Genomic DNA, 21,362 nt, shown 5'->3' with positions numbered 1-21,362 from the left:
TCCTCCTACTACTTTTTTTCAGTGAATATCCTTATCTCTTAGTATAAATTAACTACCATTAAGACTCAACCTCTTTCACTCATCATGAGGAAATTCTAATGTAAAGTGCCCTTTTTTTATGGTTTTTTCATATACAAACCATAAAACTACTACTGTTAGCCAAAAAGTCGCGTAACCAATTTCCGGTAAGAATTTTTCTAGTCCCATATAAATCGGCATTTGACCAAATAAATAATCAATCACATCATTATGAAAAACCCAAACAGCCGCAATCATAAAATGACCCAGTCGAAAACGATAAAACGGAGCATAAAGAATACCTTCCACAGCCATAAAACCATGCGTCAAAATTAGCGCTACTGAGCCCCAAACTAGTATTCCTTGATCCACCATATAAAAAATATTCATCCCAACTGCCCACAAACCATACTTCACTAAACAAACAAATCCTAGTGCCTCCATTAAAGGCCAATGCTTTTTCCCAAGAAAAGCAACTAGTGCTAAAGTGAAAAACAACATCGCAGTTGGACTATCTGGCACAAATAGCCAAAAACGCGGCTCTGTTATTTGTAATTGCGGCAAATACCATATGTATCCATAAATCACGCCAAGTAAATTCCCGAAAAAAAGTACTCGTAAAAAGGTTCGATTAGCGAGTAAACTATATAACAACGTATTCCAACTCCCTTAAAAAAATCCTAGCAAAGCAAGGAAATGATGCGATTTCCACACCATTCCCCTACCAACTAGGATTTATTCCTTATTCTTTTTCCGTATCCATTTGTTGTAAAATACGAACTAACTTATGAAAAGCTACTTCATCACGCGAATCAAGTGCCTCATCAATTTGTTGCAATACTTTCTCTCTTGAAAATTGGTGCACAGATTGATAAATAAGTGCATCTGCCATTTCCTTTTCCTCATCAGCGAGTTTCAGTGCTGTGAAAGGATTATCTTCACGAACAAGCGCGTATTCTGGAGAGCTCATTGCATCCTCAAAATGAAGTTCAACATACAATTCTTCATCCCAGTTCAACCGAATATCGTGAAATGCTTTTTCTGGATCAGTCGTCATAATGTTACCTTTAAAAAATAGGAATGGCTCGGATTCAACGCCGTGAGCACTAAGTGAAAGCCCACGCGCACACCCTTCCAAATTATCAACAAAATGAACATATTTTACAATTTGATCATGGCCAGCAATGTAATTTAAAACCCACATTGCTTCTCTAGTTTTCATCTGGTGTTTATTTAAAAACCAGCGAATAAAATCTTTCTTCTCGTCTATTGAAATGGATGCCTTCATCTTTCCTCAGTCCCTTCCTTTATTCTTTTTAGCGTTTAATCAAATAATGATAAGATCTCTGTGTCTTCTGGCTCTAGTTCCAAATAATTACGCAAAATTTCTTGTGATTTTGCGTGTTCGCCTTCTTCTCTTAAAAATAAACCATATTCTTTTAAGAAGGTAGGATTATTTGTAAAGTGCGAATAAGCCAGTTCATAATTTGCTTTTGCTTTATTATATTGTTCTGTTTCCTGATATGCAACACTTACGTCCCAGAAAATTTGTGGTTCAGAAACAACTTCTTCCCCAAGGCCTTCTACTAATTCGATGACCCCTTCATAGTCTTCCTTCGCAAGTAATAATTTGTTCAGCTGCATAATTGCTTCCGAGTACTCCTCATCCAGCACAATCGCCTGACGATAAAATTCTTCTGCTTCTTCTGGCAAACGTAACGTAACAGCCAGTTTCCCAGCTTCAAGGAACATTTCTTTATTAAATTCATCTTGCGTTAAACCGTCTTTAAGTACCGCAATTGCTTTTTCCGGTTCGCCATTTTCTTCGTAGCTTTTTGCTAAATAAGAATAGAGCGTTGTGTAAGAAGGATCGTGTTCACGCAAATGTTCCAGCGCATGAATCGCTTTCGTGTAATCTTTGGCCTGATAAGCCGTTAATCCCATCCCGAAAAGAGTATCGACCGACTCTTTATCCTCAAGTGCCCGCTCGTAGTAAGACAGCGCTTCTTCAAACGCTCCACTAGCAGCAAACGCCTCGGCAATCCGTTCATAAACAGACACCGCACCATTCGAAATAATCGTTAACCCAGCTTCAACAGCCGTTTGATAAGACTGCACAGCGGACGCGAATCTTGCTTGCGATAAATAATATTCCCCAAGTGCAAAATCAATAATCGGCTCATTTGGCGCCATTTGTTTGGCTTCTAGTAATTTTTGCTCACTTACTTCAAACAACCCTTGCATTTGATATAAATCAGCTAATACGAGTAAACTTTCAATATATGCTTCATCTTCTTTGTTTACTTTTTCTAAATAATCTTGCGCAGAATCGATATCATCTTTTTCAAGTGCGACCTCGGCTGCTCGGACAAGTAACTCGCCCTCATCCTTATATTTTGCTAACAGAAGCTCGTATAAATCCTCTGTTTCATCTAAAAATCCGAGGGAAAATAATTCTTCTGCTAAATAGTATTGTTCCTCATCTGTCCCCGCTTGCACAACTTCATCAAAATACTTCTTCGCAAGCGCCATATCTTCATGCTCTAATGCATGTAACATTTTATTAGCTAATTCCATTTCTGCACCTTCTTTAATAATAAGTCGTTTTTCTATTATACCATTACTTTACTTATAAGAAAAAGTGATTGCCTCTCTGAAATAAAATACCAGCGCCGATATTTTCGTATTCAGCACTGGTAGAAATTATTATTTTAAAAGGGAACGAATATCTTCAAAGAAAGTCGGGTAAGAAACAGAAACTGCTTCCGGACGTTCTAACTCCACATCGCCTTCTTCCACAAGAAGTGCTGCGATTTGAAGCATCATACCAATACGGTGATCGCCGTAACTCGTTACATTAGCCGCATGAAGTGGTGTTTTTCCGCGGATAATTAAGCCGTCTTCTGTTGGCGTAATATCGGCACCCATTTTATTTAGCTCTGTAGCCACAGCATCAATCCGGTTCGTTTCTTTGACTTTTAATTCAGCTGCATCTTTAATGATTGTCGTTCCTTCTGCTTGCGTTGCTAAAAGCGCGATAATTGGAATTTCATCGATTAAACGAGGGATAATATCTCCACCGATTTCAGTTCCTTTTAACTCGCTCGTTTTCACAACAACTGTACCTGCTAATTTTCCGGTACTTCTGCTGGAATCTTTGACAACTAAACTGCCGCCCATTTGCTCGACCACATCAAAAATTCCCGTTCTAGTAGGATTTAAGCCAACATGTGTTAGTTCAATTTCACTTCCTGGCGTGATTAAACCAGCGACGATAAAAAATGCTGCGGAAGAAACGTCACCCGGTACAGTCATTTCTTGCCCCGTGAATTTTTGCCCACCTTTTACACGAATAGTTAAGCCGTCCATTTCGATCTCACCGCCAAATTGGCGAATCATGTGCTCGGTATGGTCACGCGTTTTTTCTTTTTCATGGATAATTGTTTCGCCTTCTGCTTGCAAGGCTGCGAAAATAATCGCACTTTTCACTTGCGCACTAGCAACAGGCATATGATATTCCATGCGTTTTAGCGTTTGCTTGCCATTAATTGTAATCGGCGCAAATTCCGAGCCATCTTTGCCATGCATTTTTGCCCCCATTTGTTGTAGCGGCAGCATGACGCGGTTCATTGGACGTTTCGCAATCGATTCATCGCCTAAAATGACAGTATCAAAATCTTGTCCAGCTAAAATCCCCATCATTAAACGAATTGTTGTTCCCGAGTTACCAATATCAAGTGGGCCATCCGCTTGTTTTAAGCCATCAAAGCCAGTACCGTGAACAATAATTTCTTCTTCGGTTTCTTCAATTTTTACGCCTAGTGCTTTAAAAGCTTTAATAGTTCCAAGGCAATCATCTGCACGTAAGAAATGACGAATGACCGTTTTTCCTTCTGCAATTGCCCCAAACATAATGCTGCGGTGGGACATCGATTTATCTCCAGGGACTGTGATTGCACCAACCAGCCCTTGTTTATTTGTAATTAATTTCATCGTCATTTCGCTCCTATTCGTAATGGCATGTATAGTTACTTCTCGTTTCAATGCAACGTTTCGCCCGGTCCCTGTCTTCATCCGATTGGAAAGTAATTTGTAATACACCGAAAATATCTTCGCGTGTTTCCAAAATCTTGATGTTCGTTAAACTAATTTCTTCTTCACCGAGATACCTAGTCACCTCAGAAATAACCCCGGGATAATCTGGTACATCAACAAATAAATCATAAAAAGAAGGAATCGCGCCCCCTTGATGAACGGGCAAGGAATCGCGAAATTCTTTTGCGTCATCAAAAAAGGTATAAATCGAAGTAGCATCTTCACTTTTGAGCATTTCTAGTGCTTGGTTCATACTATCGCGCCAAATCGTCAGCTGCTTCGTTAACGTTTTTTGGTTGCTGATAGAAATGTCCGTCCACATTCTCGGATCAGAAGAAGCAACCCGCGTGATATCACGAAAGCCTCCTGCCGCCAGTCGAAATGCCGCTGGATGTTCTTCTGTAAAACTTTGCGTCTGATTAACTAAAGCAGCCGCCACAATATGCGGTAAGTGACTCAGCATCCCTGTAATTTCATCATGTTCATTCGGTGATAACACCAAAAATTTAGCATTCGTTCCAGACAGCCACGTTCTAAGCTCCGCGACTTTGTCTTCTGCGACATCTTTCGTTGGTGTTAACAAGTAATAGGCATTTTCAAACAACAATTCTTTAGCAGCGCGGACACCACTTTTATGCGAGCCTGCCATTGGATGGCCACCGATAAAAGTAATACCACTTTCCCGAAGTGCCGTGGATGCTTCCATAATTGTTCCTTTTGTACTACCTGTATCAGTTACAATCACATTTTTCTTTAAAGTAAGTCCTGGTAAGCGTGTGAGTAATTGTTCTGTTTCTTTTACTGGACAACAGAAAATAAGTAAATCTGCTTTTGGTCCATCTATTAAAATACTTTCGCCAATTTCATCAATGACGCCAAGAGACTTCCCAACTTCTAACGAATGATAGGAAACGTCAATTCCGATGATATGCGCTTCTGGATGTTTGGCTTTAATTGCCAGAGCAATAGAACCACCAATCAACCCTAGCCCAACAATAACTACCGTCCCTTTCATTCAAAAACGCCTCCAAACACTTACAATAATTTTTCTAAAAGTGCAATTACCGCACTATTTTCTTCTTCTTTTCCGATCGTAATTCGGACAGCAGTTGGAAAACCAAGCGCTGCGCCGGAACGAGTAATATAGCCGTTTTTTTCCAAGTAGCTAAAAATAGTTCCTGCTTCGATTCCTAAATCTATTAAAACAAAGTTACCTTTCGCCGGATATAGTTTCACTTGTTCAAACTGTTTCGCGAACGCTTCGTATTGTTTAATTCCGTTTGCATTGGAAATTCGACATGCTTCTATAAAAGCTTGATCTTTTATTGCTTCAATAGCTAATTTTTGACCGATACTCGTCGTGTTAAATGGCGGACGAACAATATTTAGTTGGTTAATAATTTCTTTATCCGCGATACCATAACCGACACGCGCACTAGCCAAACCGTAAATTTTACTAAAAGTCCGGGTAATAATTAAATTTTTATAAGTCCGAATTAGCTTTTCATGTTTTTCAGGTTGAGGTGTCACGTATTCAATGTACGCCTCATCCAAAACAACGAGCACATCGCTCGGTACTTTGTCTAAAAATGCTTGAATATCCGCTAAGTCAATATAATTTCCGGTTGGGTTATTCGGATTACAAATCCAAACAATCGTCGTGTTTTCATCTATCGCCTTCAACATACTAGCTAAATCATGCGCGCCATCTTCAAGAAGTGGAATTTCTCTGACTTCCGCACCTTCAATTAACGCGTTTTGACGATACTGTACAAACGTTGGTGTCGCCATAACCGTATTTTTCGTCGTATCCAGTAAAACCCGCGTCAACAACTCAATCAATTCATCCACACCAGCTGTAAAAATCAACTCTTCTTCTTCCAATTGATAAAAATCAGCTACTTCTTTACGTAAGCTAGAAGCCCAGCCATCAGGATAAATTTCTGTTTCCACGCTAGAATTGGCTTGAAGCGCCGCCACTTTTGGAGAAGTTCCTAGTGGGTTTTCATTAGATGATAGTTTGGTAATTTTCGTTAAACCAAGTTCTGCCATCACTTCTTCTTCGCGTTTCCCAGGTTTATAAGAAGATAGACCTGCAAGTGATTTTTTCCATTTCATTACGCATCCTCCTCTTTTACTAAATCTGGGCGTAGTACTTTTGCTCCTCGTAAGTAGACATGGTTGATGGCTCCGAGTGGTTTATGTAAATCTGTGAATACCATGAAACGAATACACATTGGAAGCGAGTTTGGCACCGGAATTTCTTGCATTCCCATCACAGGAACAAATTCAAAACCTGGTGTTTCACGCACGGCCTTCGCTGGAAAAGCAGCAAAAATATCTTCTGTCACCGTAATAATAACCGATGTCAGTTGCTCACTATCTGTTATCTCATTTTGAGTTAAGATTTCCTCAAATAATTCTTTCGTTGCCGCATAAATTTCTTCTGCTGTATTATGTTCTATTGTTGTTGCCCCACGAATCGCTCTCAAAATATATCGCCTCCATTTCGCATCACACGTTTGTATGTTTCAAAAATCAAATCATCTTCTGCTTTAAAAATGACTGGTTTACCAATTTCTTCCAGTAAAACCATGCTTATTTCATTAAAAGTTGTTTTTTTATCATGGCGCATATTTTCCAGTATCTTGCTAAAAGGCACGCTCGTATCAAAAGTCGTATCGTAACCTAACTGGCCTAACCACATTTTAAACTCTGCTAAATCAAAATCCAGTCCGTAAACCGTCTCACTCATTGCGAGCGCATAAATCATTCCGTAAGTAATCGCCTCACCGTGCAGCCATTTGCCAAAGTTGCCGTAAGCTTCTAGGGCATGACCAAACGTATGACCGAAATTCAAATACGCGCGAACACCTTGCTCGGTTTCATCTTGCGCAACGATATTCGCCTTAATTTCAATCCCGCGTTGTAAAAACGGCGTCAAATCCTTCGTATAAAAATCTTTCGGCTCCGTAAAAGTGTCCATTAAAGCTCGTAGTAAAGTCTGGTCGCTAATTAGCGCATGTTTAATCATTTCCGCAAAACCAGAGCGCATTTCCCGTTCTGGTAAAGTAGCAAAAAACTGCGTATCATAAATGACCGCTTCTGGCTGATAAAAGTTACCAATCATGTTTTTGCCAAGCGGATGATTAATCGCGACCTTACCACCAACTGCACTATCATGCGCAAGAACCGTTGTAGGAACCTGATAAAACGGAATCCCTCTCATATAGGTAGCAGCGACAAAACCGCCTAGATCACCAATAACGCCTCCACCAAATGCAATTAAAACGGCTTTACGATCAAGTCCTGTTTCAATCATTTTTGTCATCACGTCTTCGTACACACGGAACGTTTTTGCTTCTTCCCCGTTTGGTGCCACATAATAAGTGACTACAGGTAAGTCAGCGAGAACCGCATCAAGTTTCGCTTTATGAAGTTCCGCCACGTGTCCATCCGTTAAGACAAACACGTGAGAAAACTTAGCTAGGCTCTCTGTCCATTTTTCCCGAACGTCTTCAAGTGCGAATTCATTAATATATACTGGATATGTTTTACTTTTAGCACGGACTGTAATTTCTGGCATGTTTAAAACTCCTTCGTTAAGTTTCGGTGTTCCTCCACATGTTTTTTAAGCGTATCAAAACGATCACCATCAAATTTTTCTAAAACAGCGACAGCAACTTCCCAAGCGACAACAGCTTCAGCTACTACGCTTGCAGCAGGTACTGCACAACTATCGGAACGTTCTACACTGGCATTAAATGTTTCTTTAGAATCAATATCCACACTTTGAAGTGGTTTGTATAAGGTTGGGATTGGCTTCATTACGCCGCGAACAACGATTGGCATGCCATTGGTCATTCCGCCTTCAAATCCACCTAGATTGTTTGTACGTCTAGTGTAGCCATCTTCTTTACTCCATAAAATCTCATCCATCACTTCGCTACCAGGTTTTCTAGCAGCTTCAAAACCGACACCGAATTCAGCGCCTTTAAATGCGTTGATACTTACAATCGCGCGAGCAATTTTCGCATCTAATTTTTTGTCCCATTGTACGTAGCTACCAAGTCCAGCTGGCACACCGCCAACAACAACTTCAACAATTCCACCAATTGTGTCGCCATTTTTCTTCGCGTCATCAATTTTTTGCATCATTTCTTCTGCAGCCACGCCATCTAAACAACGAACTGGGGAAGCTTCGGATGTTTCTTGGATTTCTGCAACCGCGTAATCACGTGTTAAATTCGCACGAGTCCCGCCAATTTCAAGTACATGTCCGGCAACTTCAATGCCAAGTTCATGTAATAGTTTTTTCGCTACTGCTCCTGCTGCCACGCGGACAGTCGTTTCACGCGCGCTAGAACGTTCTAGTACGTTACGCATATCGTTATGACCATATTTCATGCCACCAACTAAATCCGCATGTCCTGGACGCGGACGAGATACGCGACGAGATTTTTCATTTTTTTCAGGAACTGGTTCAATGCTCATTACCGTTTCCCAATGTTTCCAGTCTTTATTTTCAACAAACATCGCAACCGGTGCGCCTAATGTTTTACCATGACGAATTCCTGCCGTGATTTGTACTTGGTCTTTTTCGATACGCATACGCGCTCCTCGACCATGTCCACCTTGTCTTCTTTTTAGTTCTTTATTTACGTCTTCTGCAAGTAGAGGCATTCCTGCTGGTAACCCTTCAATAATTGTTGTAAGCCCCGGTCCGTGTGATTCTCCTGCCGTTAAGTATCTCATCTGCTCATCTCTCCTTTTTCTATTTCAGCTAGGTATTTCTAGCGTTTATATTTTAGCGCTTTAAAGTATATGTGTAATATCTTAACATATGCCAAGCGAGAACACAATACTTTAGTTTCATTCTTTCATCTTATCAAAAAACCGCATGAAATGGTAATTTCTATATGAAAAAAGAGCCTAGGTTTCCCTAAACTCTGAGCTATGTTAAATCCAAGTGTCGACAGCTTTTTGATAACTTAAAATTTCATGGGGTGCAAAAAACAATTGAATTTCGCGTTTTGCACTTTCTGGGCTATCTGAACCATGAATCACATTTCGATTAGTATGTATCGCATAATCCGCGCGAATAGTTCCAGGATCCGCTTCTAAAGGATTCGTTTTCCCCATCATTCGGCGCGCAGTTGTAATCGCCCCGTCACCTTCTAACACCATCGCAAATACAGGGCCAGAAGTGATAAAGCCAATTAAATCCTCGAAAAAAGGTTTTCCGATATGTTCCGCATAATGTTTTTCTGCTAGTTCGCGGTCAATTTGCATTAATTTTCCAGCAACAAGTTTCAAGCCTTTTTTCTCTATTCTTGCTACAATTTCACCAATAAGTCCTCGTTCCACGCCATCCGGTTTAACCATTACATAAGTTTGTTCCATAAAGAATCCTCCCTCACGTTAATAATTTCTTTTATCTAAAACACGAACGATTTGCTTCAGTGGTTTCAATTCAGGCACTTGCGGTAACGAATCGAGTATTGCTACTGCTTTTTTTAAGTAAGCTGTGGCGATATCTTCGGCCTGTTTTGCCCCGGCTTTCTTGACAGCTTCCACTAAAACGGCAATTTCTTCTGCTGGCGTTTCCTCTGTAACTTGGCTGATCCGTTTTTTTAGAAAAGGATCTTGCATTGCGAAAAATACTGGCAATGTCACATTTCCTTGTCTTAAATCTTCTCCAGCTGGTTTACCGAGTTCTTTTTCTGTGCCAACAAAATCAAGTACATCGTCCTTAATTTGAAACGCCATACCAACATAATAACCAAAACGATATAACTTCTGATAATCTGCTTCACTTTGACCAGAAACAACGCCACCAAGTCCACAACTAGCTGCAATAAGTAAGGCTGTTTTTCGTTTAATACGACGCAAATAATTACGTACACTTTGATCAAAATTGTATTTATCTTTTAACTGTTCGATTTCACCAGTAGAAAGTTCTACGGTAACATGTGATAACATTTTATGCGCGGCAACGTCTTTAATTTCCGTCATATACTCCAGTGACTTGGCAAACAAAAAGTCGCCGGTATACATCGCAATATGGTTGCCCCACTTCGATTTAATTGTCTCGCGTCCACGTCTTAAATCAGCATCATCGACCACATCATCATGCACAATCGATGCCATGTGGATTAATTCAATTGCTACACTTGCATTTTTCACTGCATCAAAATCCGCATCCGAAGCAAGTCTGGCAGACAAACAAACGAACATCGGTCTAATTCGCTTTCCGCCTGCTTCTAGCAAATGAAGTGCCGCATCCGAAGTCGTTTCAGCAGCTGCGCCAGAAAGAGCTTTTTTAAGTTCTTTTTCCACTGAGTCAATGTCTTTTTGCATATTTGCATATAAAAAGTTAAGTTTCATGCTTGCCACCTTATTGTTCCTTCTTTTTAAATCCAAAGTGGGTTGCACTCGCGCCGCCACTGTGTGAAATATATCTTACGTATGAAAATCCGGCTTCTTGAAACATTTCCGCAAGTCTAGCCATTCCTGGAAACTCACGCGTTGATTCCTGTAACCAGCTATATTCTTTATAACTTTTCGCAAAAAACTTCCCGAAAACAGGCATCACGTAACGGAAATACGCATTAAATACTTGTTTCCATCCGGGAATATTTGGTTGCGACGTATCGATACACGCAAGCTGTCCGCCCGGTTTTAACACACGGTACATTTCCCGAAGCACTTGCATATAATCCGGTACATTTCGAAGCCCAAAACCAATCGTCACATAATCAAAACTATTATCCGGAAAAGGTAATTCCATTGCGTTCCCGTGAATAAGTTCCACATTGTGCAAATCCGCTTCAGCTACTTTCTCGCGACCAACTTTCAGCATATTTTCACTAAAATCAAGTCCAGTCACATGACCTTCTGGGCCAATTTCTTCCGCCATCATAATCGACCAATCTGCCGTTCCACAGCAAACATCCAGAACATTCGTCCCTTTTTGAACACGCATTAGCTTCATTGTTTCTTTGCGCCATTTCACATGTAGTTTAAAACTAATTACACTATTCATTCGGTCATAACTGGGGGAAATTTTCTCAAATACTTTATGTACTTTTTCTTCTTTAGTTTCCGTCATATCCCGAATCTCCTTCTATTTATCAGTCGTTAAGAACTTCGATGATTCTTTTTTCCAGTATATTAGAAAGCGGTTCAGACTCCTCTTTTAGTCGTTCCACTTCACTTTTCACATCACGAATAATCGCTACTAGCCAACTTTCAAAATTCGTTACAGCTTCTTTCGCAAAATAACCATGGTCAAACGCCCGCTTCAATCTAGACGCACCAATTTCCTTGTAAGTAGCAAGTTCCATTTGAAGTCTTTTAAGCAAAAAGAACTGGCAACCAAGCGCGATAAAAGTTTCATCTTTCATAAAGTACTTCGCAAACTTGGCAAAAATCGCCGCATTCGTCATAGTAAGCTGAGATAAATATTCTTCATCTGTCGCTACATGTAATTGGTAAATATTGGTTTTTGCTGTATTTGTTTCTTGTACACCACTTTGCAAAGCCCGCAGTAGTGGAATCATTTCTAATTCAGCAAGCGTGCGATAATAGAGAGCACTATAAAAATCTCCAGCTAGAACCGTCAGCTCTTGCTCTTTGCGAGTCAGCTTTACAACATCACCCGGCTCATCGATTTTTTCATGTGTATCATGCGCTAAAATCATGTACAGCGTTGCACTAACGACGCGATATGCAGAAGCATCAGTCAAATCAGAGCCAGAAATTGCTTCATGAAGAAATAGCATTTGATCTTTGTCCATTTGCCCGCCTTCATTATTCTCTTGTAAATACTGATAGACTGCTTGCTCATGTACCAACTGCTCCACTTCCTTTAGCCCAGCCTCTCTTGCCTGATAAGTCATTTAACAATCCCCTTTGAATCTCCTTATTACGTAAAATAAATTATACCATAAAGGATATTTAATTATGCTTAATTAAAGCCAAAACTTCACTTCTAAGCTTATCGTCATTTTTAAAAGCGCCACGAACAGCACTTGTAATTGTTTTTGTTCCTGGTTTATTGACACCGCGGATTGTCATGCACATATGCTCTGCTTCCATGATGACCATCACACCAAGTGGTTTTAGTTTGTCCATCATAATCTCTGCAACATTCGTTGTAATGCGTTCTTGCAGTTGTGGACGACGACTCACATCATCTACCACACGCGCAAGTTTGCTAAGTCCAGCAACTCTTCCATTTTGTGGTAAGTACGCAACGTGAGCTACTCCGAAAAAAGGGACAAGATGATGTTCACACATAGACGAAAAACGAATGTCTTTCACAAGCACTAATTCTTCATGTTGTTCTTCAAAAATGGTATCGAAATGAACAGAAGGATCTTTTTTAAGTCCAGAAAATACTTCTTCATACATACGAGCTACTCGCATTGGTGTATCAATCAGTCCTTCACGTTCTGGATTTTCTCCTACTGCTTCTAAAATAACTTTTACCGCGTCAGCAATCTTTTGTTTGTCTATTTGCTCCATCCTTAATTCCCCTATCTTTTTAGCATTATATACCTTGTATATCTTAACACAGCCGAACTTCAAGGTAAATTTAATTTGCTTGAATTAGTGATAATAATAGGGTTTTTTTGCTTTCGTAATTATATTCCCTATTTCTAAAACAGAAAACCACTAAAAATGGACATAAAAAAACTAGCCTAGCTTAATTATAAAATTAAGGCCAGACTAGAGTTAGTGCTTAAAAGTCTATGTAGCTTATTTAACAGCTTCTTTAAGCGCTTTACCAGGTTTGAAAGCTGGTACTTTACTTGCAGGGATGTCGATTTCTTCTTTAGTACGAGGGTTACGGCCTTTACGGGCAGCACGTTCACGTACTTCAAAGTTACCAAATCCGATTAATTGAACTTTTTCACCTTTAGATAAAGAAGTTTGAATAGTTTCGAATACAGCTTCAACTGCTTTCGCTGCGTCTTTTTTAGAAAGATCAGCTAGTTCAGCTACGCTATTTACTAAATCAGTTTTATTTGCCATTGTGTTTTCACCTCCTTCACAGAATACTACAAAATAAGCAGGCACTAGATGATACCTGTATTTCTCTTTTTTTCCAAAAACTTGGAAATTTAAGGAGAATCATGACTGAAATGGCTTAACTACAAGCCTTAACAGTAATTCTGATAAAAGATTATCACATAATCCTTACAACTGCAAGGAATAATGCCAAACTGACACCGTTTCTTAACATTTTCAATCACAAACTTTTTTCTTTAAATGCTTGAAAACGTGATAGTATCAACCTGTTATCCATAATACTAACTTGGAAGCCTTAGAATAGCAAGCGATACCACTACAATCAGCTAAAATAGTTCTTTTTTCATAAAAATATGTGTAAATTTGTGGCTATTACCTGAAAACTCTAGGTTTCTGAGCCTAGTTTTATTCTAACATTTCTTTCTGGAACGCTGCTTTTTCTGCCGCAGTAATTCCAATTCCTTTTTCTAAATAATTCGCTACAGAACCATATTGTTTCTTCATTTCATCAAAAGCAATTTCCAAATACTCTGGACGCGCTTCTGCCATTGGACGGAATGTTTCTAAGTCGATTTTTTCAGCTCCATTCGAAAACAGTGCCACAATTCCACCCATTTCTTGTAAAATGTCATCCTGATAGCGATTAGTGATGGCATAATCGTCGAAAATCGTTTTTTCTGGCACATCTAGCAATGTTAATAATAATGCTCCTAAGACGCCTGTACGGTCTTTTCCTGCGGTGCAATGAAATACGAATGGAAGTCCCGCTTTCGCATCTTCTAAAACTTCTGTAAAAATTTCTTTAAAACCTTCAACCGATTGAACGAATACACGATAACTTTCGCCCATGAGCGGCTCATAAATAGTTTTGTCGTCTGTAACTGGTAGCTTAGTTTCTTCATTTTTGGCTGTACCAATTGGAATATGCTTATTTAGTACCCCTTCAATTGCCGGCGTAGGTTGCGCTTTTACTTCCGAACTACTGCGCAAGTCACAAATCCATTTAATATGTAATTTTTGAAGCAATGCTGCATCCGCTTCGTTAATATTTACTAAATTAGAAGAACGATACAACTTGCCCCATTTCACATGTTTACCATTTTTGGACTCGTAACCGCCCATATCGCGAAAATTAAAGACACTTTTGAGTGGTAAAATCCGTTCTGAAACAACTGTCTTGTCTCCGTTTGGCGCCTGTAACAAGAAATACACAGGAATATCCTTTGTATCATAAGTAAAGTGATTGACCTCACTGGTCACCTTAAAAACAGGCTCACTTGTTGTTTCTAGGCTAGGACTACTGCTTACAAAAACCTCTGTTCCTGCGCTGACTTCTTCTTTTTCCCACGTTAATGTTACGGCTTTATCTGTACGAGTAACTTCCATATTTTCCACCTACTTTGTATTATTTGGCTCTTCTGCTTCATTTTAGCATATTTCACAAAAAAAGAGCCAAAATAAGCGAGTAGCCTATCTTGACTCTTTCTATTAAAACGATTCTTTTTCGATTTTCTTTTTACGACCCATTAATAAATCAACTGCTTCACGAGCATCTTTATTTTCAAATAAAATCGCGTAAATCGATTCGGTAATTGGCATATCAATATCTAGTTTTTTCGCCCAACCATGTACTGCTTTGGCTGTTCGAACACCTTCCACGACCATACCCATTTTTTCTAATACTTCATCTAAATTCTCGCCTTTACCAAGCATGTTACCAGCGCGCCAATTACGTGAATGCACACTCGTACAAGTAACAATTAAGTCACCAATACCAGTTAACCCGTAGAAGGTTTGCGGGTTAGAGCCCACAGCAACGCCGAGACGAGTGATTTCTGCCATTCCGCGAGTCATTAGTGCAGCTTTCGCATTATCGCCGTAACCAAGGCCGTCAGAGATTCCTGCGCCTAGTGCAATAATGTTTTTCAGCGCGCCACCAATTTCCGCACCAATCACATCATCATTCGTATAAATACGTAAGTTGTTATTGATAAAACGATCTTGAACGATTTCTGCCGCCGTTAAATCTTTACAGCTCGCACATAGTGTTGTTGGATGACGAAGCGCCACTTCTTCCGCATGACTTGGTCCAGAAAGAACAACAAGTGCTTTGCGTTTTGCTGCATCTACTTCTTCTTCAATCACTTCGGACATTCTAAGATTTGTTTCAGGTTCAATACCTTTACTTACATGTACTAAAATAGTCGGTTCTTTCAACGCTTCATTCAGCTGCTTACAAACGATACGCATCGCATTTGTTGGAATAGCAATCACGACAATTTCTGCACCATCAATCGCTTCATCAAGTGACAATGTCGCTTTTACCTCAGTTGGTAAAATAATATCTGGCAAATAGTGACTATTCGTGTGCGATTCGTTAATTTCATTCACAATTTTATCTAAGTTTCCCCAAATAACTGGTTTATGATTATTATCGGCTAGGACAAGTGCAAGACCTGTTCCCCAACTTCCAGCGCCAAGAATAGCTACTTTTTTCTGTGTCATTATATTTTTCCTCCCGAAAACTTTACTTACGCTTACGAGCAATTACTCGAATTGGCGTACCCTCAAACGGAAATGCTTCTCTAATCCGGTTTTCTAAGAAACGTTCATAAGAGAAATGCATTAGTTCTGGATCATTAACAAATACAACAAATGTCGGTGGTTTAACGGCCACTTGTGTTGTATAGAAGATTTTAAGTCGCTTACCTTTGTCCATTGGTGACGGGTTCATTGCAACCGCATCACTAATAACATCATTTAGCATACTTGATTGTACACGTAATGAATGGTTGTCGCTTACTTGGTTAATGAGTGGGAATAAGTTATTTAAGCGTTGTTTTGTTTTAGCAGATACATAGACAATTGGTGCATAGCTCAAGAATTGGAATTGCTCCCGAATATCTTCTGTCCATACGTTAATTGTTTTTTCATCTTTACTAATTGCATCCCATTTGTTTACAACGATAATAATCGCACGTCCGGCATCATGCGCATATCCAGCAATTCGTTTATCTTGCTCACGAATGCCTTCTTCTGCGTTGATAACCACAAGAACAACGTCAGAGCGTTCAATGGCTCTCATTGCACGTAAAACACTATATTTCTCTGTGCTTTCATACACTTTCCCACGTTTTCTCATTCCGGCAGTATCAATCATGACATAATCTTGGCCGTCGAATGTATAAGTTGTATCAATGGCATCACGTGTCGTTCCAGCAATATCTGAAACAATCACACGGTCTTCTCCAAGCAGTGCATTTAGAATGGAAGATTTCCCAACATTTGGTCGACCAATCAAACTGAATTTCACTGTATCATCTGGATACTCTTCCTCTTCTTCTTTTGGAAAATGAGCACGAACAGCATCAAGCATATCGCCAAGCCCTAAACCATGCGAACCAGAAATTGGATACGGCTCACCAAACCCAAGCGCGTAAAAGTCATAAATCTGATCACGCATTTCTGGGTTATCTACTTTATTAATCGCTAAAACAATTGGTTTATTAGACCGGTAAAGAATTTTTGCTACTTGTTCGTCTGCATCGGTAACCCCTTCACGACCATTGGTAATAAAAATAATTACGTCTGCTTCATCAATTGCGATTTCCGCTTGTGCGCGAATTTGCTCTAAGAATGGTTCATCGGAAAGATCAATACCACCTGTATCAATAATGTTAAATTCTTTTCCAAGCCATTCCGCTGAATTATATATGCGGTCACGTGTCACACCGGGAACATCTTCCACTATGGAAACACGTTCACCAACGATTCTGTTAAAAATAGTCGATTTGCCTACGTTTGGACGTCCGACAATCGCTACAACTGGTTTTGCCATTATTTCACCTTCTTTTTTCTCGAATCCTATTTATCAAACTTTCTTTAGTTTATCAGTAAAATAACTTACTGGCAATGAAAAGTTCGATTTCAAAAATAAAAAGAGCCTACGGGAACAGTCTCCCTAGGCTCTTTTGGATACAATTATTTATCGTCGTTTTGCAGACCTTTTAGTTTATCACCAATTAAATCGCTCATTTGGAATCCAGTATTTTCTTCTGGAAGTTCATAATCAGCTTCTTCTACAGGTGCATCTTGTAAATCTTTAATACTTAAAGATAAGCGTTGATCTGCTTCATTTACTTCAAGTACTTTCACTTCTACTGTTTGGCCTTCTGAAAGGACTTCTTGTGGTGTCCCGATATGTTCGTGCGAGATTTGAGAAATGTGAACCAACCCTTCTACTCCAGGGAAAATTTCCACAAATGCACCAAACGTAACTAGACGCACTACTTTACCTTCTAAAACTGAACCAACTGGCGCTTTTTCAGCAATGCCGTCCCAAGGTCCAGGTAAGTTCGCTTTAATAGAAAGAGAAATACGTTCGTTTTCAGGATCAATCCCGATAACTTTAACGGTTACTTTTTGTCCTTCTTCTAGAACTTCTTGTGGTGTTGCAATATGTTTATAAGAAATTTGCGAGATGTGAACTAATCCATCCACGCCACCGATATCAACGAATGCGCCGAAATTAGCAAGACGTTGAACTGTACCTTCAATCACGTCGCCTTCTTTGATTTCGCTTAGTAGCGCTTGTTTTTGACTAGCTTTTTCTGTTTCCACAACTGCACGGTGGCTTAAAATTACTCGGTTGTTTTCTGGTTCAAATTCTACTACTTTGAAAGTAAGTGTTGTCCCTTTGTAGTCAGCAAAATCTTCCACAAAATGATCTTCTACTAGAGAAGCTGGAACAAATGCACGAACACCAAGATCAACAACTAATCCGCCTTTTACAACGTCACTAACTACTGCTTCGAATACTTCACCAGATTCAAATTTAGCTTTAATATCATCAGATGCTTTTTCGGCATCCACTTTTCTTTTAGATAAAACAAGTACATCGTCTTCTACTTTAGTGACAATCAAATCAAGTGTGTCGCCTACGCTTACAACGTCAGAAGCTGTCTCCACATGTATATTGGAAAGTTCACTTATTGGAACGACACCATCCAGTTTGCTATCGGGAATACCAACATAAACTTGTTTATCTTCCACGCTTGTAACTGTGCCAGTGACTTTGTCTCCTTCTTCAAAATTTCTAACTTCTACATCAAATAAATCTTCAGACATGTGTAGCCCTCCATTCGTTAGTCGAATTTTAGGAGTTTCTAATTCAGAAGCAACCTTCACGCTCGCCTCATCTGCTTGACTAGTTTTCCTAGATAGGCAAATTCCGATTAATTAAAGAAAAAATATCAAATACACCTTCTGTAAAACTGATCTTCCAGCTAGAAAATCCTATCAAGATACTTTTCACAAAGTAAAAAATCTCTCTTATAACATCCTACAAATCAGCACATTTGTCAAGCTCTTTTAAGGGGGTGAAAATGCCTATAGGGCGTGAAATCGCTCAGTTTGTTTAGGCTTTCAAGCTTAAATTAAAAAAGTGCTCCATTCCTTTTTAGTTAAGAAAATGTAGCACTTTTTCATCAATTATTGATTTTTAGTTCAGCTAGTGAAAGAATTTTATTGGCAACTTCATCAATCGACATGGATGTTGTATCTACCTCGATCGCATCGTCCGCTTTTTTCAGTGGAGAGTGTTCTCTGGTATAATCTAAATGATCGCGTTCTTCAATTTCTTTTTTGAGTTGATTTAAGTCTCCGGCAAAGCCTTTCGCCATATTTTCTTTATAACGACGTTCTGCTCGTTCTTCTACACTCGCTAGTAAAAAGATTTTTAGTTCGGCATTTGGAAGAACCGCTGTGCCGATATCGCGACCGTCCATGACAATCCCACCTTCTGTCGCAAAAACTTGTTGGCGTTTTTGCAAAGCTTCACGAATGGCTGGATGCGCCGCAACGATGGATACATGATTCGTTACTTCTAATGAGCGAATCACATCTGTTACATTTTCCTCGCCTACGAATACTTGTTGTACTTCGCCTGGTTCAAAACGAATAACCGTTTTTTCTAATAAAGCCGCAATAGCTTTTTCGTCGTCATATGCAAGGTTATTTTGTAAAGCGATATACGTTACCGCGCGATACATAGCTCCCGTGTCGATATAAACAAAACGCAATTTTTTCGCAACGATTTTCGCTACAGTACTTTTCCCTGCTGCAGCTGGTCCATCAATGGCGATACATATCTTTTTAGTCATAGAATAAAACTCCTTTTATCTGAAATTGGTTTGATTAATTTCTTCTTGGGATGCTAAAAGTACCATTAGTTTCATCCGCGCTTTCTTACTATCATAATCTTTTCCTAAAATAACGCCCCGATTATACAAGTCGAATGTGCTACCTTCATAATCATAGGTCGTGTACACATTACCTTCTTCCGCGCTCGTTGTAATAACAACTGGAATCCCCGCATCTAAAGCGCGAATAATTGCTGGCATCATTTTGGGCGCAACCTGTCCGCGACCAACACCTTCTAAAACAATACCTCCAACGCCTTTATCAATTGCTGCATCGATAAACAAACCGTCTGCACCTATGTAACATTTAATCACAACCACGTCTGGAAGATCTAGCCGAATATCAAAACACTCATGCTCAAGCGGTTTTTGGTAAAGGAAAACTTTGTCATTATCAATGATGCCCAGATAACCAAAACCAAACGCGCTAAACCCTTGGATATTAGACGCATGGACTTTTTTAACATATCTCGCTGCGAAAATCCGTTCATTGAAAACAACAACGGTACCCGCTTGACGTAAATTTATTTCACATGCCGTGTAAATAGCATGACGAATATTAACATAAGCATCAGTCCCTGGTTCTTCTGGTGCGCGTTGTGAACCAGTTACAACAACTGGCCTCGCATCAGTTACTGCAAGATCGAGAAAATAAGCTGTTTCTTCTAATGAATCTGTTCCGTGTGTCACAACAATACCATCGTATGTTTCATCCATGAAAATAGATTCAATTAGTTGTTTTAAACTGATTAAATCTGGAAGTGTAATATGCATAGATGGGAGTTGAAAAGTCGAATAGATATCTATTTGAATTTCTGTTGGTAATTGGCATAACGCAGCTAATTCTTCTCCAGATAATTCACCTGATGCAAGTTTTCCTGATGCTGTTTTCTTGCTTGCAATCGTACCGCCTGTTGTAATTAGTGCCACTTTTGCCATGGTTATTTCCCCCTACATTTTCCATTTAAACAAACAAATGAGTCTCGGAAGCGTTTCCCAGACCCATTCAGTGTTGTTTATTACTGTGGAATTGTTAGAACTGTGCCAACTGGTACATTATTACTTCCCAGTCCATTGGCTTGTTTAATTTTTTCTACACCTGCAGCTGCTCCAGCTTGTCCATATGCAGAACGCGCAATGCTGTATAACGTATCGCCAGCTTTAACTGTGTGAGAGCCACCAGATTTTTTCTGTGTGGATTCACTTGCTTTTTTCTGTGCAGCTTTCTCTGCGGCAGCTTTGTCGGCTGCTGCTTTTTCTTCTGCGGCTTTTTTCTCTGCGGCAGCTTCTTGTTCTTTTCTTGCATTAGCAGCTTTAACAGCCTCTTCTTCTTGAACTTTCTTATCTGCTGCTGCTTTTTCTTCGGCCGCTTTCTTTTCTTCCGCAGCCTTTTCAGCAGCTGCTTTTTCTTCTGCGGCTTTCTTCGCTTTTTCTTTATCTTCTTTCGATTGTGTGTTGTCAGATACATTGACAGTCGATTCTGTCTCTGTTTTCACTTCATTTGATGAACCCATGTTTTGTACTGTTACAAATACAATTACTATAACGATTGGAATTAATAAGAAAAACACAATCAATAAATTCAGTAATGGGTATCTAAAAATAGTTTTCTTTTTAACTTTTCTGCTATCAGAACGGGATAACATCGGCGGTTCATTATTAAATTCATCCTGCCCTTCAGCATTCATATCATAATCAGCCGGTTCTTCATATTCCCGTTTTTCTTTTCTTGTTTTTACCACTCAAAGTTCCTCCTTTAGTGCTTTCTAAAATTATCCTATGCACTATAATTGGCACAGAGAAGTGTTACATAAGATGTTAATAAATGAAATACCTTTGAAATAATTATACCCATAAAAACAACATACAACAATACTTAAAACGCTTTTTTAGAAAAAAAAGCAATAATCATTATAAATTAGTACTTCTGGCATATAACCATTCTTTGCTTTTTACAGATTACTGAACAAAATAATAACAATTTTTTTGCTATTAGACAAGTCTTTTTTTAGA

The 21,362-nt window shown here is 39.3% G+C and carries 22 protein-coding genes; all 22 read right to left on the bottom strand.

All coding sequences use genetic code 11. The annotated features are described in order from the left end of the window. Positions 1-75: 75 nt before the first annotated feature. Positions 76-672, bottom strand: a complete 597-nt coding sequence (locus HCB49_RS08990; protein WP_185604732.1) for a DUF1405 domain-containing protein — start codon at positions 670-672, stop codon at positions 76-78. A gap of 88 nt (positions 673-760) precedes the next feature. After that, positions 761-1,306, bottom strand: coding sequence for a proteolytic degradation factor ReoY (gene reoY / locus HCB49_RS08985; RefSeq protein WP_185604731.1), 546 nt, complete (start codon positions 1,304-1,306; stop codon positions 761-763). Positions 1,307-1,341: 35 nt separating this feature from the next. Then, on the bottom strand, positions 1,342-2,595 hold the full coding sequence (locus HCB49_RS08980; RefSeq protein ID WP_061665367.1) for a tetratricopeptide repeat protein: 1,254 nt from the start codon (positions 2,593-2,595) through the stop codon (positions 1,342-1,344). A gap of 129 nt (positions 2,596-2,724) precedes the next feature. Beyond that, complete coding sequence (aroA, locus tag HCB49_RS08975; protein WP_185604730.1) at positions 2,725-4,011, bottom strand: 3-phosphoshikimate 1-carboxyvinyltransferase; 1,287 nt, start codon at positions 4,009-4,011, stop codon at positions 2,725-2,727. Between the two features lie 13 nt (positions 4,012-4,024). After that, a complete protein-coding gene (locus HCB49_RS08970) occupies positions 4,025-5,128 on the bottom strand; it encodes a prephenate dehydrogenase (protein WP_185604729.1) in 1,104 nt (367 codons plus the stop codon). 20 nt (positions 5,129-5,148) lie between these two features. After that, complete coding sequence (hisC, locus tag HCB49_RS08965; protein WP_185604728.1) at positions 5,149-6,231, bottom strand: histidinol-phosphate transaminase; 1,083 nt, start codon at positions 6,229-6,231, stop codon at positions 5,149-5,151. Next, positions 6,231-6,605, bottom strand: coding sequence for a chorismate mutase (gene aroH / locus HCB49_RS08960; protein ID WP_185480903.1), 375 nt, complete (start codon positions 6,603-6,605; stop codon positions 6,231-6,233). Before aroH ends, hisC begins: the two co-directional genes overlap by 1 nt. Further along, positions 6,602-7,699 carry a 3-dehydroquinate synthase gene (aroB, locus tag HCB49_RS08955; RefSeq protein ID WP_185604727.1) on the bottom strand — a complete coding sequence of 366 codons (1,098 nt, stop codon included), beginning with the start codon at positions 7,697-7,699 and terminating at the stop codon, positions 6,602-6,604. The genes aroH and aroB overlap by 4 nt, the downstream gene beginning before the upstream one ends. A 2-nt stretch (positions 7,700-7,701) precedes the next feature. Continuing rightward, on the bottom strand, positions 7,702-8,868 hold the full coding sequence (gene aroC / locus HCB49_RS08950) for a chorismate synthase (protein ID WP_003723911.1): 1,167 nt from the start codon (positions 8,866-8,868) through the stop codon (positions 7,702-7,704). Between the two features lie 204 nt (positions 8,869-9,072). After that, the gene (gene ndk / locus HCB49_RS08945; RefSeq protein WP_185480905.1) at positions 9,073-9,516 is read right to left on the bottom strand and encodes a nucleoside-diphosphate kinase; all 444 of its coding nucleotides are present in this window, start codon (positions 9,514-9,516) and stop codon (positions 9,073-9,075) included. Between the two features lie 18 nt (positions 9,517-9,534). Beyond that, positions 9,535-10,500, bottom strand: a complete 966-nt coding sequence (gene hepT, locus HCB49_RS08940) for a heptaprenyl diphosphate synthase component II (protein ID WP_185604726.1) — start codon at positions 10,498-10,500, stop codon at positions 9,535-9,537. 10 nt (positions 10,501-10,510) lie between these two features. Then, complete coding sequence (gene menG / locus HCB49_RS08935; RefSeq protein ID WP_185480907.1) at positions 10,511-11,224, bottom strand: demethylmenaquinone methyltransferase; 714 nt, start codon at positions 11,222-11,224, stop codon at positions 10,511-10,513. 22 nt (positions 11,225-11,246) lie between these two features. After that, the gene (locus tag HCB49_RS08930; protein ID WP_185604725.1) at positions 11,247-12,014 is read right to left on the bottom strand and encodes a heptaprenyl diphosphate synthase component 1; all 768 of its coding nucleotides are present in this window, start codon (positions 12,012-12,014) and stop codon (positions 11,247-11,249) included. Between the two features lie 58 nt (positions 12,015-12,072). Then, positions 12,073-12,642 carry a GTP cyclohydrolase I FolE gene (gene folE / locus HCB49_RS08925; RefSeq protein ID WP_008948265.1) on the bottom strand — a complete coding sequence of 190 codons (570 nt, stop codon included), beginning with the start codon at positions 12,640-12,642 and terminating at the stop codon, positions 12,073-12,075. Positions 12,643-12,876: 234 nt separating this feature from the next. After that, positions 12,877-13,152 carry a non-specific DNA-binding protein Hbs gene (gene hbs, locus HCB49_RS08920; RefSeq protein WP_003720260.1) on the bottom strand — a complete coding sequence of 92 codons (276 nt, stop codon included), beginning with the start codon at positions 13,150-13,152 and terminating at the stop codon, positions 12,877-12,879. Positions 13,153-13,554: 402 nt separating this feature from the next. Further along, positions 13,555-14,535, bottom strand: coding sequence for a tyrosine-protein phosphatase (locus tag HCB49_RS08915; RefSeq protein ID WP_185604724.1), 981 nt, complete (start codon positions 14,533-14,535; stop codon positions 13,555-13,557). A 102-nt stretch (positions 14,536-14,637) separates the two neighbouring features. After that, on the bottom strand, positions 14,638-15,654 hold the full coding sequence (locus tag HCB49_RS08910; protein WP_185392097.1) for an NAD(P)H-dependent glycerol-3-phosphate dehydrogenase: 1,017 nt from the start codon (positions 15,652-15,654) through the stop codon (positions 14,638-14,640). A gap of 22 nt (positions 15,655-15,676) precedes the next feature. After that, complete coding sequence (der, locus tag HCB49_RS08905; RefSeq protein WP_185392098.1) at positions 15,677-16,987, bottom strand: ribosome biogenesis GTPase Der; 1,311 nt, start codon at positions 16,985-16,987, stop codon at positions 15,677-15,679. 143 nt (positions 16,988-17,130) lie between these two features. Next, a complete protein-coding gene (gene rpsA / locus HCB49_RS08900; protein WP_185392099.1) occupies positions 17,131-18,276 on the bottom strand; it encodes a 30S ribosomal protein S1 in 1,146 nt (381 codons plus the stop codon). A 359-nt stretch (positions 18,277-18,635) separates the two neighbouring features. Beyond that, positions 18,636-19,310, bottom strand: a complete 675-nt coding sequence (gene cmk / locus HCB49_RS08895; RefSeq protein WP_185480911.1) for a (d)CMP kinase — start codon at positions 19,308-19,310, stop codon at positions 18,636-18,638. 15 nt (positions 19,311-19,325) lie between these two features. Next, positions 19,326-20,288, bottom strand: a complete 963-nt coding sequence (locus HCB49_RS08890) for an asparaginase (protein ID WP_185604723.1) — start codon at positions 20,286-20,288, stop codon at positions 19,326-19,328. An 80-nt stretch (positions 20,289-20,368) separates the two neighbouring features. Then, positions 20,369-21,091 (bottom strand): LysM peptidoglycan-binding domain-containing protein, encoded by a 723-nt coding sequence (locus HCB49_RS08885; protein WP_185480912.1) that lies wholly within the window; start codon positions 21,089-21,091, stop codon positions 20,369-20,371. Positions 21,092-21,362 lie beyond the last annotated feature (271 nt).

The organism is Listeria cossartiae subsp. cayugensis, from assembly GCF_014229095.1.
In the GTDB taxonomy this organism is placed as follows: Bacteria; Bacillota; Bacilli; order Lactobacillales; family Listeriaceae; genus Listeria; species Listeria cayugensis.
This window is presented reverse-complemented; position numbering and strand designations above follow the sequence as displayed.

Excerpts from the sequence above, each read along its gene's own strand:
- reoY (WP_185604731.1), bottom strand. The coding sequence starts at position 1,306 with ATGAAGGCATCCATTTCAATAGACGAGAAGAAAGATTTTATTCGCTGG.
- HCB49_RS08980 (WP_061665367.1), bottom strand. The coding sequence starts at position 2,595 with ATGGAATTAGCTAATAAAATGTTACATGCATTAGAGCATGAAGATATG.
- aroA (WP_185604730.1), bottom strand. The coding sequence starts at position 4,011 with ATGAAATTAATTACAAATAAACAAGGGCTGGTTGGTGCAATCACAGTC.
- HCB49_RS08970 (WP_185604729.1), bottom strand. The coding sequence starts at position 5,128 with ATGAAAGGGACGGTAGTTATTGTTGGGCTAGGGTTGATTGGTGGTTCT.
- hisC (WP_185604728.1), bottom strand. The coding sequence starts at position 6,231 with ATGAAATGGAAAAAATCACTTGCAGGTCTATCTTCTTATAAACCTGGG.
- aroB (WP_185604727.1), bottom strand. The coding sequence starts at position 7,699 with ATGCCAGAAATTACAGTCCGTGCTAAAAGTAAAACATATCCAGTATAT.
- aroC (WP_003723911.1), bottom strand. The coding sequence starts at position 8,868 with ATGAGATACTTAACGGCAGGAGAATCACACGGACCGGGGCTTACAACA.
- ndk (WP_185480905.1), bottom strand. The coding sequence starts at position 9,516 with ATGGAACAAACTTATGTAATGGTTAAACCGGATGGCGTGGAACGAGGA.
- hepT (WP_185604726.1), bottom strand. The coding sequence starts at position 10,500 with ATGAAACTTAACTTTTTATATGCAAATATGCAAAAAGACATTGACTCA.
- menG (WP_185480907.1), bottom strand. The coding sequence starts at position 11,224 with ATGACGGAAACTAAAGAAGAAAAAGTACATAAAGTATTTGAGAAAATT.
- HCB49_RS08930 (WP_185604725.1), bottom strand. The coding sequence starts at position 12,014 with ATGACTTATCAGGCAAGAGAGGCTGGGCTAAAGGAAGTGGAGCAGTTG.
- folE (WP_008948265.1), bottom strand. The coding sequence starts at position 12,642 with ATGGAGCAAATAGACAAACAAAAGATTGCTGACGCGGTAAAAGTTATT.
- hbs (WP_003720260.1), bottom strand. The coding sequence starts at position 13,152 with ATGGCAAATAAAACTGATTTAGTAAATAGCGTAGCTGAACTAGCTGAT.
- HCB49_RS08915 (WP_185604724.1), bottom strand. The coding sequence starts at position 14,535 with ATGGAAGTTACTCGTACAGATAAAGCCGTAACATTAACGTGGGAAAAA.
- HCB49_RS08910 (WP_185392097.1), bottom strand. The coding sequence starts at position 15,654 with ATGACACAGAAAAAAGTAGCTATTCTTGGCGCTGGAAGTTGGGGAACA.
- der (WP_185392098.1), bottom strand. The coding sequence starts at position 16,987 with ATGGCAAAACCAGTTGTAGCGATTGTCGGACGTCCAAACGTAGGCAAA.
- rpsA (WP_185392099.1), bottom strand. The coding sequence starts at position 18,276 with ATGTCTGAAGATTTATTTGATGTAGAAGTTAGAAATTTTGAAGAAGGA.
- cmk (WP_185480911.1), bottom strand. The coding sequence starts at position 19,310 with ATGACTAAAAAGATATGTATCGCCATTGATGGACCAGCTGCAGCAGGG.
- HCB49_RS08890 (WP_185604723.1), bottom strand. The coding sequence starts at position 20,288 with ATGGCAAAAGTGGCACTAATTACAACAGGCGGTACGATTGCAAGCAAG.